Annotated in this window: 12 protein-coding genes; 5 read left to right on the forward strand and 7 right to left on the reverse strand. The window is 62.4% G+C overall.

All coding sequences use genetic code 11. The features are described 5' to 3' along the window. Positions 1 to 70: 70 nt before the first annotated feature. A complete protein-coding gene (locus HMPREF3162_RS10630) occupies positions 71 to 553 on the reverse strand; it encodes a GNAT family N-acetyltransferase (protein WP_070777789.1) in 483 nt (160 codons plus the stop codon). A 198-nt stretch (positions 554 to 751) separates the two neighbouring features. On the opposite strand from HMPREF3162_RS10630, the gene HMPREF3162_RS10635 reads away from it, so the two are divergent. Further along, positions 752 to 1,564 (forward strand): exodeoxyribonuclease III, encoded by an 813-nt coding sequence (locus HMPREF3162_RS10635; protein ID WP_141759601.1) that lies wholly within the window; start codon positions 752 to 754, stop codon positions 1,562 to 1,564. A gap of 166 nt (positions 1,565 to 1,730) precedes the next feature. On the opposite strand, the gene HMPREF3162_RS10640 is transcribed toward HMPREF3162_RS10635, so the two are convergent. Beyond that, complete coding sequence (locus HMPREF3162_RS10640; protein ID WP_070573672.1) at positions 1,731 to 1,949, reverse strand: CstA-like transporter-associated (seleno)protein; 219 nt, start codon at positions 1,947 to 1,949, stop codon at positions 1,731 to 1,733. A gap of 1 nt (position 1,950) precedes the next feature. After that, positions 1,951 to 4,203, reverse strand: a complete 2,253-nt coding sequence (locus HMPREF3162_RS10645; protein WP_070777791.1) for a carbon starvation CstA family protein — start codon at positions 4,201 to 4,203, stop codon at positions 1,951 to 1,953. 282 nt (positions 4,204 to 4,485) lie between these two features. Here HMPREF3162_RS10645 and trpS point away from each other — a divergent pair, with 282 nt between their 5' ends. Further along, on the forward strand, positions 4,486 to 5,493 hold the full coding sequence (gene trpS / locus HMPREF3162_RS10650; protein ID WP_070777792.1) for a tryptophan--tRNA ligase: 1,008 nt from the start codon (positions 4,486 to 4,488) through the stop codon (positions 5,491 to 5,493). Beyond that, positions 5,493 to 6,656 (forward strand): App1 family protein, encoded by a 1,164-nt coding sequence (locus tag HMPREF3162_RS10655; RefSeq protein ID WP_176747356.1) that lies wholly within the window; start codon positions 5,493 to 5,495, stop codon positions 6,654 to 6,656. The genes trpS and HMPREF3162_RS10655 overlap by 1 nt, the downstream gene beginning before the upstream one ends. Before the next feature lie 358 nt (positions 6,657 to 7,014). On the opposite strand, the gene HMPREF3162_RS10660 is transcribed toward HMPREF3162_RS10655, so the two are convergent. From HMPREF3162_RS10660 to sdhC, 4 genes are read right to left on the reverse strand one after another with little or no spacing between them, the layout of a single operon-like run. Beyond that, on the reverse strand, positions 7,015 to 7,806 hold the full coding sequence (locus HMPREF3162_RS10660) for a succinate dehydrogenase iron-sulfur subunit (protein ID WP_070777793.1): 792 nt from the start codon (positions 7,804 to 7,806) through the stop codon (positions 7,015 to 7,017). Then, on the reverse strand, positions 7,806 to 9,566 hold the full coding sequence (sdhA, locus tag HMPREF3162_RS10665) for a succinate dehydrogenase flavoprotein subunit (RefSeq protein ID WP_070777794.1): 1,761 nt from the start codon (positions 9,564 to 9,566) through the stop codon (positions 7,806 to 7,808). Before sdhA ends, HMPREF3162_RS10660 begins: the two co-directional genes overlap by 1 nt. A gap of 26 nt (positions 9,567 to 9,592) precedes the next feature. Beyond that, the gene (locus HMPREF3162_RS10670; protein WP_070573682.1) at positions 9,593 to 10,042 is read right to left on the reverse strand and encodes a succinate dehydrogenase hydrophobic membrane anchor subunit; all 450 of its coding nucleotides are present in this window, start codon (positions 10,040 to 10,042) and stop codon (positions 9,593 to 9,595) included. Positions 10,043 to 10,047: 5 nt separating this feature from the next. Then, entirely contained in the window at positions 10,048 to 10,425 is a 378-nt protein-coding gene (gene sdhC / locus HMPREF3162_RS10675) for a succinate dehydrogenase, cytochrome b556 subunit (RefSeq protein ID WP_082784656.1), read from the reverse strand. Positions 10,426 to 10,849: 424 nt separating this feature from the next. Here sdhC and HMPREF3162_RS10680 point away from each other — a divergent pair, with 424 nt between their 5' ends. Together HMPREF3162_RS10680 and HMPREF3162_RS10685 are read left to right on the forward strand one after the other, a co-directional pair. Continuing rightward, positions 10,850 to 11,959 carry a mannose-1-phosphate guanylyltransferase gene (locus tag HMPREF3162_RS10680; protein ID WP_070573684.1) on the forward strand — a complete coding sequence of 370 codons (1,110 nt, stop codon included), beginning with the start codon at positions 10,850 to 10,852 and terminating at the stop codon, positions 11,957 to 11,959. Positions 11,960 to 12,037: 78 nt separating this feature from the next. After that, positions 12,038 to 13,210, forward strand: a complete 1,173-nt coding sequence (locus HMPREF3162_RS10685; protein ID WP_070573685.1) for an amidohydrolase — start codon at positions 12,038 to 12,040, stop codon at positions 13,208 to 13,210. The last annotated feature ends 11 nt before the right edge of the window (positions 13,211 to 13,221 follow it).

Genomic DNA, 13,221 nt, shown 5'->3' on the forward strand with positions numbered 1-13,221 from the left:
GCCGGTACAGAATTCTGTACCGGCGCCTCGTACTTTATGCGGGGAGCTCAGGTGAGCGCACCCTGGTGGATCAGTGTGCTGCCAGGCGGTAGGTGAAGAGAACGCGAGCGTTCTCCGGGCCACCGTAGTCATCGACGAGTTCGCTCTCGAAGCCGAGCGAGGAGTGGAACGAAATCGCGCCGGTGTTTTCCGGCAGAGCTGTCGCCTGAACGATGTCGGCGCCGCGCTCACGTGCGTGCTTGATGAACGCTTCGTAGAGGATCCGCCCGATGCCGTTGTTGCGGTAGTTGTCGTGGACGGCGACTAAGTGAATGAGCGCCGGACCGTCGACCGGGATGGCACCCAGCAGGTAGCCGACGAACTTGTTCTTATAGCGGGCAACCAGACCCGAAGCTGCAAACTGGCGGAACCAGTGCGGGGCGTGGTCGCGGGTGAGGTTGGTGTCACCCCAGAAATCATCAAGCGAATCTACGAGGAATTCCCGCAGCTCAAGAGCATCGATTTCGTCCAGGGGGCTGATTTCGAGCCGTTCAACGTCAAATTCATCTGACATGGTTCCTCCTCAAACACGTGCGCCTTGTGCTTTCAGTGTACTCACCCCGCACCGTGCCGGGGCGCGAATTTGTCATAGATCTTCTTGGCCGGCTGAAGACGGTCGGCGAAAGGCGCGGGGGCGGTTGGCGAACGGCGCGGGGGCGGTGGGCGAACGGCGCGGGCCAGAATCAGACTGCCGATGTGGGACGATGGGGCAATGCTGAGAATCGTCAATGTGAACGTCAACGGAATCCGCGCGGCCATGCGCAAGAACATGCAGGAGTGGGCCGACGGTCGCGGCTGCGACATCCTCACGCTGCAGGAGGTTCGCGCGCAGAACGACATCGCCTACGAAGTCATGGCCCCACTGGGGGAGCACGCCTACTCTGCCGATGCGGAAGCCAAGGGCCGCGCCGGTGTTGCTGTTGTGAGCCACGTACCGGCTGTTGAAACCAGGATCGGCAACGGCGACGGCTATTTCGATCTGGCAGGCCGCTGGCTGGAAGCTGACTATGAACTAGAGGACGGCAGCCTGCTGACGGTCGTGTCGGCCTATGTGCACTCTGGTGAGGTGGGCACACCCAAACAGGACGACAAATACCGTTTCATGGACCAGATGAAGATCCGCATGGACCAGCTGAAGCAGCACGCTGACTACGCCGTCATCCCCGGCGATCTCAATGTGGGCCACACGGAACTCGACATCAAGAACTGGAAGGGCAACGTCAAAAAGGCCGGATTCCTGCCGGAAGAGCGGGCCTACTTCGATGAATTCTTCGGCAGCCTGGGCTGGGTGGACGTGCACCGGCAGCTGTCTGGTGAAATGGACGGCCCCTACACGTGGTGGTCTATGCGCGGCAAAGCGTTCGACAATGACACCGGCTGGCGGATTGACTACCAGATGGCCACCCCGGAGCTTGCGAAGAAGGCAGTTAAAGCCCAGGTGGACAAAGCGCCGGCTTATGACCAGCGCTGGTCTGACCACGCCCCGCTCGTCATCGACTACGACCTTCCCGCACTGCAGGCGTGATCTGAGGAGGGCTCGACTTCTTGGACTAGGTGGGGAGACGAACCCCGTCGGTGCGCACAGAGCCGGATGAGCACAGAAAAGCGCCGGTGATGCGAACAATCGCATCACCGGCGCTTTTCGTGTGACTGGTGGCCTGAGGTTTAGGCAGCCAGTCAGCCGGCGTTTGTCAGCAGCAGCGGCTTGTGGGGTTGCGATCCTGTTCGTCGGTCAGGTACCGCCAGAACTCACGCTCGCCCTTCGATCCTTCCAGTGTGCCGTGACGGCGCAGGTAGGACTTCTGGTAGTTGATGAACGCGTTCGCCCCGCTGATTTCGCGCATGTACCAGTAGGCCGCGGTGAACGGTTTCGCGGTCATGCGCAGAATGTCAGAAGCCGTTGTGCTCATATCACTTTCCATCCGCAGCAGCGGCGGGATCCTTGCCGACCCCGTGCTTTTCATTCCAGGCCTTCCAGTCTGCCATGACTTCGCGTTCTGCCTTGGTCGGGATGAAGCCGGCCGGCGCGAACAGCTTGGACGCCACGAAGGGGTCTTCTGCCGTGGTGAAGTTCTTCGTCGACAGTGCCTGGAAGGAACGGTAGACGGCCATCACCACCACGAGGATGACGATGGCGGCGAACACAATCGACAGGGTTCCCTGAACGAAGGTGTTGCGGATGACAGCCCGCATTGCCTCTTCGCCCTGTGTGGGGCCCAGCGAGGTTTCGCCGTTGGCCAAGGCGTTTTTGTAGGCCCTGTGCTGTGCCCAGTAACCCACGGTGGGGTTGGGGGAGAAGATCTTCAGCGCGGACGCCCACATCGTCACCAGGAGGTCCCAGGCCAGCGGAACAACGGGGATCCACACCCACTTGCCGTGGCCGGACTTCACGACGATTGCTGCGATGACCGTCAGTGCGATGGCGGCCAGCAGCTGGTTCGAAATGCCGAACAGCGGGTACAGGGTGTTGATGCCGCCCAGGGGGTCGGTCACACCCATCAGCAGGATGGAGCCCCAGCCGGCGACCATGACGATGGTGGTCAGCCAGCCGCCCAGGGTCCACGACGGGTCCTTGAAGCGCTTGTAGAAGTTGCCCAGCAGGTCCGACAGCATGAAGCGCGCAACGCGCGTTCCCGCATCGATCGTGGTCAGGATGAACAGAGCTTCGAACATGACCGCGAAGTGGTACCAGAACGGCATGAGCGCCTTGCCGCCGAACACGTCGGACAGAATGTGCGTCATACCCATGGCCAGGGTCGGCGCACCACCGGTGCGGGACACAATCGAAGCTTCGCCGATTTCGCGGGCGGCTTCTGCCAGTTCCGCTTCTGACGTCTGAACACCGGACATGCCGAGGTGGTTGTTGATGAAGTCAGCTGCACCGGCTGGCGTGCCGCCGGTCAGCGGTTCGGCGGCGTTCATCGCGAAGTAGAGGCCCTTGTCCAGTGACACGGCTGCCACCAGCGCCATGATGGCGACGAAGGATTCGATGAGCATCGAACCGTAGCCGATCATGCGGATCTGGCTTTCCTTTTCCACCAGCTTCGGCGTGGTGCCTGACGAGATGAGCGCGTGGAAGCCGGACAGGGCGCCACAGGCAATTGTGATGAACAGGAACGGGAACAGGGAGCCCGCGAAAGCCGGGCCCTTGTCGTTGAAGGCGAATTCGGTGAACGCCGGCATCTGGACGTCCGGGTTGACCAGCAGGATGCCCACGGCGAACAGTGCGATGGTGCCGACCTTCATGAAGGTCGACAGGTAGTCACGCGGTGCAAGCAGCAGCCACACCGGAAGAATTGCGGCGATGAAGCCGTAGATGATCAGACCCCAGGCGAGTTCAACCTTGCTGAGCGTGAACACGGCCGACCAGGTTTCAGACGAGTGGACCCAACCGCCGGCAACGATCGACAGGATGAGCAGCACCAGCCCGATGATCGAAACCTCCATGACAGCGCCGGGGCGGATGAACCGCATGTAGACGCCCATGAGGATGGCGATCGGGATGGTGCACGCAATCGAGAACACACCCCAGGGAGATTCAGCCAGAGCGTTGATGATGACGATGCCGAGAACGGCAATGAGGATCGTCATGATCAAGATGATGCCGATGGAGGCGATGATGCCGCCGACCGCACCGAGTTCATCCCGTGCCATCTGGCCGAGCGAACGTCCGCCGCGGCGAGTGGAGAAGTACAGGGTCATGTAGTCCTGTACGGCGCCTGCGAGCACAACACCGAGGATGATCCACAGGGTGCCCGGCAGGTAGCCCATCTGGGCGGCCAGAACGGGTCCGACGAGCGGGCCGGCACCGGAAATCGCAGCGAAGTGGTGACCGAACAGCACGCGACGGTCCGTGGGCTGGAAGTCCACCCCGTTGTCCTTGATTTCAGCTGGAGTGGCACGGCGATGGTCCGGGCGGCAGATCTTCCACTCGATGAACTTCGCGTAGAACCGGAAGCCTATGAGGTAGGTTCCGACCGCTGCGGCGACAATCCAGCTGGCGCTGAGCTCTTCGCCGCGGACAATGGCGATCATGACCCAGCCGATTGCGCCGATGAGCGCTAACGCAGACCAGAGAATAATGCGGCCGGGAGTCCACTTGGGCTTCTCGACGACCGCGACGGGCGGCATGGCCTCGTCGGTTTTCACATATTCAACCGACATGCGCACTCCTTCGATGTTGTGGGTGCTTCTTCACACCACGCAGATGAGCAAATGCTTAAAGAGACTTGAACAGTTTCTGTATGGAACGGATCAAGGGTACGCCCGCAGTGTGCCCTCTGTCACGTAGATCTGAAGATTCTTACTATGTGGGACGCATGTTTGGTAATGATCGCGGCCGGTCACTGTGCTCACCGGGCGCTCTGATGTGCTGAGCGTGCAGCTGTTGTCCGGTGCTTCACATGCCGCTCCCGAGGCACAAGCCCCAGGTGGCAGAATGCTGTTATGACTTCTTCTGCTCCCTCCCAACCCCAGCGCTCCCTCACCGGGATTCAGGCGACCTCAGATTCGCTCCACCTCGGGAACTACATTGGGGCACTCGCCCCGGTTGTGGCGCTCCAGGAGGAATACGACTCCTTCCTGTTCATAGCCAACCAGCACGCCATCACGGTGGAGCAGAACCCGGATGAGCTGCGCGAACGCACCCTGCGCACCGCCGCACAGTTCATTGCCGCTGGTGTCGACCCGGATCGCACAACTCTGTACGTGCAGTCGCAGATTCCCGCGAACTCGCAGCTGGGCTGGGTGCTCGAATGTCAGACCGGGCTTGGCGAAGCGCAGCGCATGACCCAGTTCAAGGACAAGTCGCAGAAAAACGAACACGTGTCGGTGGGGCTGCTGACGTACCCGTCGCTCATGGCCGCGGACATTCTGCTGTACCAGGCGGATGTCGTGCCGGTCGGTGAAGACCAGCGTCAGCACCTCGAACTGACCCGCAACCTCGCCCAGCGCTTCAACACCCGCTACGGACAGACGTTCACAGTGCCCGAAGCTGCGATCATGAAGCAGTCGGCCAAAATCTACGATCTGCAGGATCCCGGTGCGAAGATGTCGAAGTCGGCGAAATCGCCCGCCGGTCTTGTGAACCTGCTGGACGAACCGAAGGCACTGGCCAAGAAGTTCAAATCCGCCGTCACCGACGCCGGAACGGAAATCGCCTACGACCCCGAAATCAAGCCCGGTGTGTCGAACCTGCTGACCATCTACTCTGTACTGTCCGACAAACCGGTCGAGAAGATCGTTGCCGACTACGAAGGCAAAATGTACGGCCACCTCAAAGTGGATCTGGCTGAGCTCGCCGTCGAAGTCTTCACACCCGTGCGCAACCGCACCAATGAACTGCTGGACGACCGTGCCCAACTCATGGAGATTCTTGAGCAGGGACGCCAGAAGGCGGCAGCCGAAGCAGAAAAGACTCTGCGGGCTGTCTACGACCGAATCGGGTTCCTCTGATGCCGCAAACTGGACCGGAAGCCGGGGGCGGCCGAGGCAGCGCTCGCGGTCGAGGCGGTGGCCGAGGTGTCGGCAGTCGGGCTGTTGGAAGCCGCGGGGGTGTTTGGGGACCTTCGCGCTCCAGCGGGCGCTCCGGCCCCGTCAATCTGACTCCCGAAGCGCTGCACACCGCGGCGCGCATGGAAGACCGCTACCACAAATGGCGGCGTTCTCGCGCAGAAAAGCGCGGCTGGAAGCCGTCGGTCGTCGCCTATGACTCCTATGGGTCCGAGACTTTCATCCGGGTGCTGGCCCGCATTGTGCTCAGCCCAGAAGACGCTGAATCGCCGAAGAAGGACCGGAACGTGCGCGGCTGGCGCAACTTCGCCGCGGTGCCCTTGTCCAACGAGATCGCGTGGGTGCGCGTCGGGGGACAGGAGCACATGGTCACGGCTGATCGCGGTGGAATCATCGACGCGGTGATTCCCGGCAAGTACAGCCGCGGCAAGGCAAAACTGGAAATGTGGACCAGCGGTTCGGGACTGGACACTGCTACCGCGCACATCATTGATGACGAACAGCGCTTTGGAATCATTTCGGACATCGACGACACCGTGGTGGTCACAGCGCTGCCTCGACCGTTCTTGGCCGCGTGGAATTCTTTTGTTCTCAACGAGCACGCGCGCTCGCCGGTATCCGGTATGGCTGTGCTGTATGACCGGCTGTCATATCTGCGGCCGAACTCTCCCATCCTGTACCTGTCCACCGGCGCGTGGAATACACAGCCTGCCCTGACCAGGTTCCTGCACCGGAACATGTACCCGTCTGGGCCGCTGCTGCTGACCGACTGGGGGCCGACGCCCACGCGGGTCTTCCGGTCGGGCCAAGATCACAAGCGCACGGCTCTGGAACGATTGGCCCGGGAGTTTCCCCACATCAAGTGGCTGTTGGTCGGTGATGACGGGCAGCACGACGAAGAGATCTACGGCGAGTTCGTAGAAAACCACCCTGAGAACGTCGCGGCTGTTGCGATTCGCCAGCTGACAGCGGGTGAAGCCGTGTGGGCCGGTGGCCGTTCACGGGGGACGGGCCGCGGGAAGAACATTCCCTGGTTCTACGGGGCAAACGGCGCCGAACTGGCTGAGCAGCTCGAAGCCAACGGCTTCTCCGCCCTGCCGAACTGAGATGTTGCCGGTGGTGCGGGTTCGGTTGCTGCCCGCCCTCCACCTCGCCCTACCTCCGCACACCCGTCAGCAACAAAAACTCCCGTTAGCAGTGGTGGTTTTCGGGAGTTTTTGTTGCTGACGGGAGTTTTCTTGTCGCTGAAGCGCAGCTCCCGGCTCAGGGGTGTTTTCACCTGGCAGCAGAGCTCCGGCGGCGGGGGACGGCCCCACCGATCAGCGAAACAACACAAAGCGAGGGGCGAGCCCTTTCGGACTCGCCCCTCCTCTTTGCCTAAGTCGACGCTTTAACGCAGGGCCTCGTGGGCCTCATTCGAACGCGCGAAACGCCAACCCGAAGCCTCACGCAGCACTCAAGTGATCAGAATGCGCGGGTGAGCAGTGCCTGCTTGACTTCGGCGATTGCCTTGGTCACCTCGATGCCGCGGGGGCATGCTTCGGTGCAGTTGAAGGTGGTGCGGCAGCGCCACACGCCTTCCTTGTCGTTGAGCACTTCGAGGCGCATTTCGGAGCCTTCGTCACGCGAATCGAAGATGAAGCGGTGCGCGTTGACGATTGCGGCCGGGCCGAAGTACTGGCCGTCGGTCCAGAACACCGGGCACGACGTGGTGCACGAAGCACACAGGATGCACTTGGTGGTGTCGTCGAAGCGCGCACGGTCTTCCTGCGACTGCAGGCGTTCGTGTGTCGGTTCGTGGCCCGAGGTCACGAGGAACGGCATGATCTCGCGGTACGACTGGAAGAACGGCTCCATGTCGACGATCAGGTCTTTTTCAAGGGGCAGGCCCTTGATGGCCTCGACCGTGATCGGCTTGTTGGTGTCGAGGTCCTTCAGCAGCGTCTTGCAGGCCAGGCGGTTGCGCCCGTTGATGCGCATGGCGTCCGAACCGCAGACACCGTGTGCACAGGAGCGGCGGAAGGACAGCGAGCCGTCCTGTTCCCACTTGATCTTGTGCAGGGCGTCAAGCACACGGTCGGTGCCGTGCATCGTGACCTGGTAGTCCTCCCAGTGCGGTTCCGAGTCCGTTTCCGGGATGAAGCGGGCGATGCGGAACGTGCACTCGAAAGTGGGGACTTCGCCGCCTTCTCCGGACACGCTCGACGGGAGGTCGATCTTCGATGCCGGTTCCGGGGTTTCGTTGTTCTCTGCCATCAGTACTTACGCTCCATGGGCTCGTAGCGGGTGACGATGACCGGTTTGGTTTCCAGACGCATGCCGGTGATTCCCTCGGCGGTGCTGTTGGGGTCCAGGTAGGTCATCGTGTGGTGCATGAAGTTTGCGTCGTCGCGGTCGGGGAAGTCCTCGCGGAAGTGCCCGCCGCGCGATTCCTTGCGGTGCAGTGCGGCAACGGCAACGGCTTCGGCCAGCTGCAGGAGGAAGCCCAGTTCAATGGCTTCGAGCAGGTCGAGGTTGTAGCGCTTGCCGCGGTCGTGAATGCCGATGTTCTTGTAGCGCTCACGCAGCTTTTCGATGACGTCGATGGCTTCGCGCAGGGTTTCGTCGGTGCGGAACACCTGGACGTTGGCGTCCATGATCTCCTGCAGTTCAGCGCGGATGTCTCCGACGAGTTCGGTGCCCTTGGAGTTGCGCATGGTCTCAACCATGTCAATCACCATGTCGGCTGCATCGTCAGCGACTTCCTGCTGCTGCGCGGTCTTGGCGAATTCGGCGGCGTTGATGCCGGCGCGCTTGCCGAAGACGTTGATGTCCAGCAGCGAGTTGGTGCCCAGGCGGTTGGAGCCGTGCACCGACACGCACGCACATTCGCCGGCGGCGTAGAGGCCGGGAACGACGGTGTCGTTGTCGGCGAGCACTTCGCCTGCGACGGTGGTCGGGATGCCGCCCATGCCGTAGTGGGCCGTCGGGAAGACGGGGACCGGTTCGGTGTAGGGCTCAACGCCCAGGTAGGTGCGGGCGAACTCGGTGATGTCCGGCAGCTTGGCGTCGATGTGCGCGGGTTCGAGGTGGGTAAGGTCCAGCAGGACGTAGTCCTTGTTGGGGCCTGCGCCGCGGCCTTCGCGCACTTCGTTGGCCATGGAGCGGGCCACGATGTCACGAGGAGCGAGGTCCTTGATTGTGGGTGCGTAGCGCTCCATGAAGCGCTCACCTTCGGCGTTGCGGAGGATGCCGCCTTCACCGCGGGCTGCTTCGGACAGGAGGATGCCGAGTCCTGCAAGGCCCGTGGGGTGGAACTGGAAGAACTCCATGTCTTCCAGCGGGATGCCGCGCTTGTAGGTGACGGCCAGGCCGTCACCGGTGAGCGTGTGGGCGTTCGAGGTGGTCTTGAACATCTTGCCGAAACCGCCGGTTGCGAACACAACGGCCTTGGAGCGGAAGACGTGGATTTCGCCGGTTGCCAGTTCATAGGACACGACACCGGCGACGACCTTCTTGCCGTCGACTTCATTGATGATGACGTCGAGGACGTAGAACTCGTTGTAGAACTCAACGCCATGCTTGACGCAGTTCTGGTAGAGGGTCTGAAGGATCATGTGGCCGGTGCGGTCTGCTGCGTAGCATGCGCGGCGGACCGGTGCCTTGCCGTGATCGCGGGTGTGGCCGCCGAAGCGGCGCTGGTCGATTTTGCCTTCCGGTGTGCGGTTGAAGGGAAGGCCCATCTTTTCGAGGTCGAGCACGGCGTCGATGGCTTCTTTTGCCATGACTTCGGCTGCGTCCTGGTCGACGAGGTAGTCCCCGCCCTTAATGGTGTCGAAGGTGTGCCATTCCCAGTTGTCCTCTTCGACGTTGGCCAGTGCGGCGCACATGCCGCCCTGTGCCGCGCCGGTGTGCGAGCGGGTGGGGTAGATCTTCGTGAGCACTGCGGTGCGTGCACGCTGGCCGGATTCGATGGCCGCGCGCATGCCGGCGCCGCCAGCTCCGACGATCACAACGTCATAGTCATGTACCTGCATAAGGTCTCTATTCTCCTAAGCGGCGGTCAGGCCTGGCAGAAGCTCGGCAGCAGCGACGGGTCTGCTCCGGTCGGACAGGGGCTGAAGGTGAAGATCACCAGGGTGCCGAGCACAATGATGATTGCGGATGCCACGTAGAGGATGATCTGCAGCGTGACGTTGGTGCGCGGCTTTTCGGCGTAGTCGTTGATGATGGTGCGCATGCCGTTGGTGCCGTGGATCATGGCCAGCCACAGCATGGCCAGATCCCAGATCTGCCAGAACGGGTTGGCCCACTTGCCGCCGACGAAGCCGAAGTCGAGGCCCTGAACGCCTTCGCCCATCCACAGGTTCACAATCAGGTGACCGAAGATCAGGATGACGAGGAAGACGCCTGAGATGCGCATGAACAGCCATGCGAACAGCTCGAAGTTCGACTTGGTGGTCTTGTGGCGCTGGTATTCGGCGCGGGGCTTGGGGATAACGGGTGTTGTCATTGTGCTCAGCCTCCGAACGTGTGCATCAGCTGGCGGGGGATGAACGCAATCATCACGATCAGCCAGAGGACCATGACTGCCCAGAACAGTTTGCGCTGGTTCTTGGGTCCGCCCTTCCAGAAGTCAACGAGGACTACGCGCAGGCCGTTGAAAGCGTGGTAGGCGATTCCTGCTACCAGTCCGATTTCGGCAAACGCCATCAGCGGCGTCTTATACGTTCCGATAACTGCGTTGTAGGCCTCGGGCGAGACGCGAACGAGAGCAGTGTCGAGCACGTGCACCAGCAGGAAGAAGAAGATGCCGACTCCGGTGACGCGGTGAGCGACCCAGGACCACATTCCTTCGTGTCCGCGGTACAGAGTGCCCGTTGACGCTTTGGCCACGGGTCATCCTCCATTTTGCGATTACGTGTATAGCGTTTTGAATCTACGCGCGTTTCACAGTATTTTCCAATCTTCCGAAGTTCGGGTGATCGGTTTTCTGTGCTCTGCGAGCAGCTTCTTGTCAGCTGGCCGTTCGGTCGGTCGGCTGAGGACCGCTCTATTGTCTCATGTCGGTTTGCGTCTGCTTCCGGCGGCTCTCGGCAAATTAGGGTACGTTCTCGTGTTCTATCGGGCCTTCCCGGTGCGGTGCCCAGCACGAGGTGGAGCCGCAGTTCCGTGCCGACCTCCGCCTCGTGCGCGGGTGCGGGTGGGAGGCGGTGCCGAAACGGCGCCACTACCAGGGCGGGGTGCTGAGTGGGCCTGCAGAGCACGCCCGAGCGTGTCGGTGCGGCCGGAGCTGGGGCGGCTGGGGGATAATCGGGCGATGCTTTCTCGTTTCCACGCTGTGATCCCGGCCGGCGGTTCCGGCACTCGCCTGTGGCCGCTGTCGCGGCAGGACAGGCCGAAGTTCCTGCTCGACGTTTTGGGCTCTGGCCGTTCGCTGCTGGAAGAGACGTGGGCGCGGATTGAGGACCTCACGGCCGTTGAGAACAGGTGGGTGGTCACGGGTCAGGCCCACGCGAAGGCGGTGCGGGAACAGCTGCCCGCGCTCGATGCGCAGAATGTGATTGCCGAACCGTCGCCGAAAGACTCCGCTGCCGCTATCGGCTTGGCTGCCATGCTCATTCACAGGCGGGACCCGGAGGCGGTCATCGGTTCGTTCTCTGCTGACCACTCAATCACCAATCCGTGCGAGTTCCGCCGGGTTGTCGCGGAAGCTCACAGCGCTGCGGCAGGCGGGGACATTGTGACGATCGGAATCACCCCGACCTTCCCGTCAACCGCCTACGGCTATATCAAGGCTGGCAAGCGCCTGGGGCTGTCAGAAGCGCCCACGGCCATGCGCGCCGAGAAGTTCGTGGAAAAGCCCGCGGCCAACACCGCCCGCAGGTACACGTATTCGGGCAAGTACCGCTGGAACGCGGGGATGTTCATTGCCCGCGCGGACGCTCTGCTGGCCCAGTTCGAAGCCTTTTCGCCGGACCTGTATGCGGGGCTGTCGGCTGTTGCCGACGCGTGGGCAACTTCGGAGCACGATGCTGTGCTTGCCGAAGTGTGGCCGAGCTTGGAGCCCATTGCGATCGACTACGCGGTGGCCGAACCCGCTGCCGAACAGGGGCGGGTTGTTGTGGTTCCCGGCGACTTCGGCTGGGATGACGTGGGTGATTTTGCTTCCGTTGCCCAGCTGCGCCAGCCGATTCCCGGCGAACCGTCCAGTGTTTTCGCCGCCGGTGACGATGTGCGCCTTGTCGATGTTGACTCTTCCGGTCTGGTGTATTCGACCACCCAGCGGGCGATTGCGCTCGTGGGAGTGGAGAACATCGTGGTCGTAGACACTGACGATGCGCTGCTGGTCACCCGGCGTGCGTCGGCGCAGAGAGTGAAAGAAGCCGTGAAGCGGGCTCGCGAACTGGGCTTTGAGGACATTCTGTGACGCCAGAAGTCGCAGCGGAGCCAAGCTGTCCGGGCTGGGGCGTACAATCGCCCGAATGCTGATTTGAACGGAGGCACAGTGATCCAGGCGGAAGTTGCGGCGTTTGCCGACGAGCTGCGGGACTTTCGGCGTGATATCCACGCCCACCCCGAACTGTCGTACCAGGAGTTCCGCACTACCGAGAAGATCGCTGAGCGACTGCGGGCCGCGGGTCTTAGGCCACGGCTTCTGGAGGAGACGGGACTCACGGTCGATGTGGGATCCGGCCCGCTCAAGTGCGGTCTGCGCGCTGACATCGACGCCCTGCCGCTGGATGACCTGACGAACACTCCCTTCGCCTCGACCGTTCCCGGTGTCGCCCACGCCTGCGGGCACGACGTTCACCTGACCTCGCTGCTGGGTGCGGCCCTCGTCCTCAACGAGATCGACCGCCGTCAGGGCCTGGGCGGAACGATCCGCTGCATTTTCCAGCCGGCCGAAGAAGTCACCCCCGGCGGTGCGCTCAAAGTCATCAACCAGGGCGTTTTGGAAGATGTGCCCGTCTGCTATGCGCTGCACTGCGACCCGGCTGTCGACGTCGGCAAGGTCGGTTCGCGCATCGGCGCGATCACCGCCGCCGGCGATACCGTCATCATCCGTCTGCGCGGGCACGGCGGCCACACGTCCCGTCCCCACCTGACGGAAGACCTCGTCTACGCACTGGGCAAGCTGGCCGTCGACCTGCCGGCGACCCTTCACCGACTGATTGACCCTCGCCACGCGATTTCTCTGGTGTGGGGTGGTATCGAAGCCGGGCACGCACCGAATGTGGTGCCAGGCGAAGGGCAGCTGATGGGAACCCTGCGCTGTCTGGACGTCGACGGTTGGAACCAGGTGGCCGAAGTCCTGCCGGAACTCGTTGACCGCATTGCCGGACCATACGGGGTCGAGGTTGAGCTCGAACACCGCCGCGGCGTCCCGCCGGTGGTCAACACCGAAGACGAGGTCTCGTCAGCAGAAGCCGCCATCCGCCGCGAACTGGGCCCCACCTCGGTCCAGCTGACTCCGCAGTCCATGGGCGGAGAGGACTTCGCGTGGTACCTCACCCACGTCCCCGGAGCGCTCATTCGCCTGGGTACGCGCACGCCGGGTGGACGAACCTATGACATTCACCAGGGCGACCTGCTCATCGACGAGGATGCACTGCCGGTTGCCGTCCGCGTTTTCACAGCGCTTGCACTGGAGCGCCTGGGCTTCCACGGCGAGCCCTGACATGCGGTTTG

Source organism: Brevibacterium sp. HMSC07C04, from assembly GCF_001815905.1.
GTDB lineage: Bacteria > Actinomycetota > Actinomycetes > Actinomycetales > Brevibacteriaceae > Brevibacterium.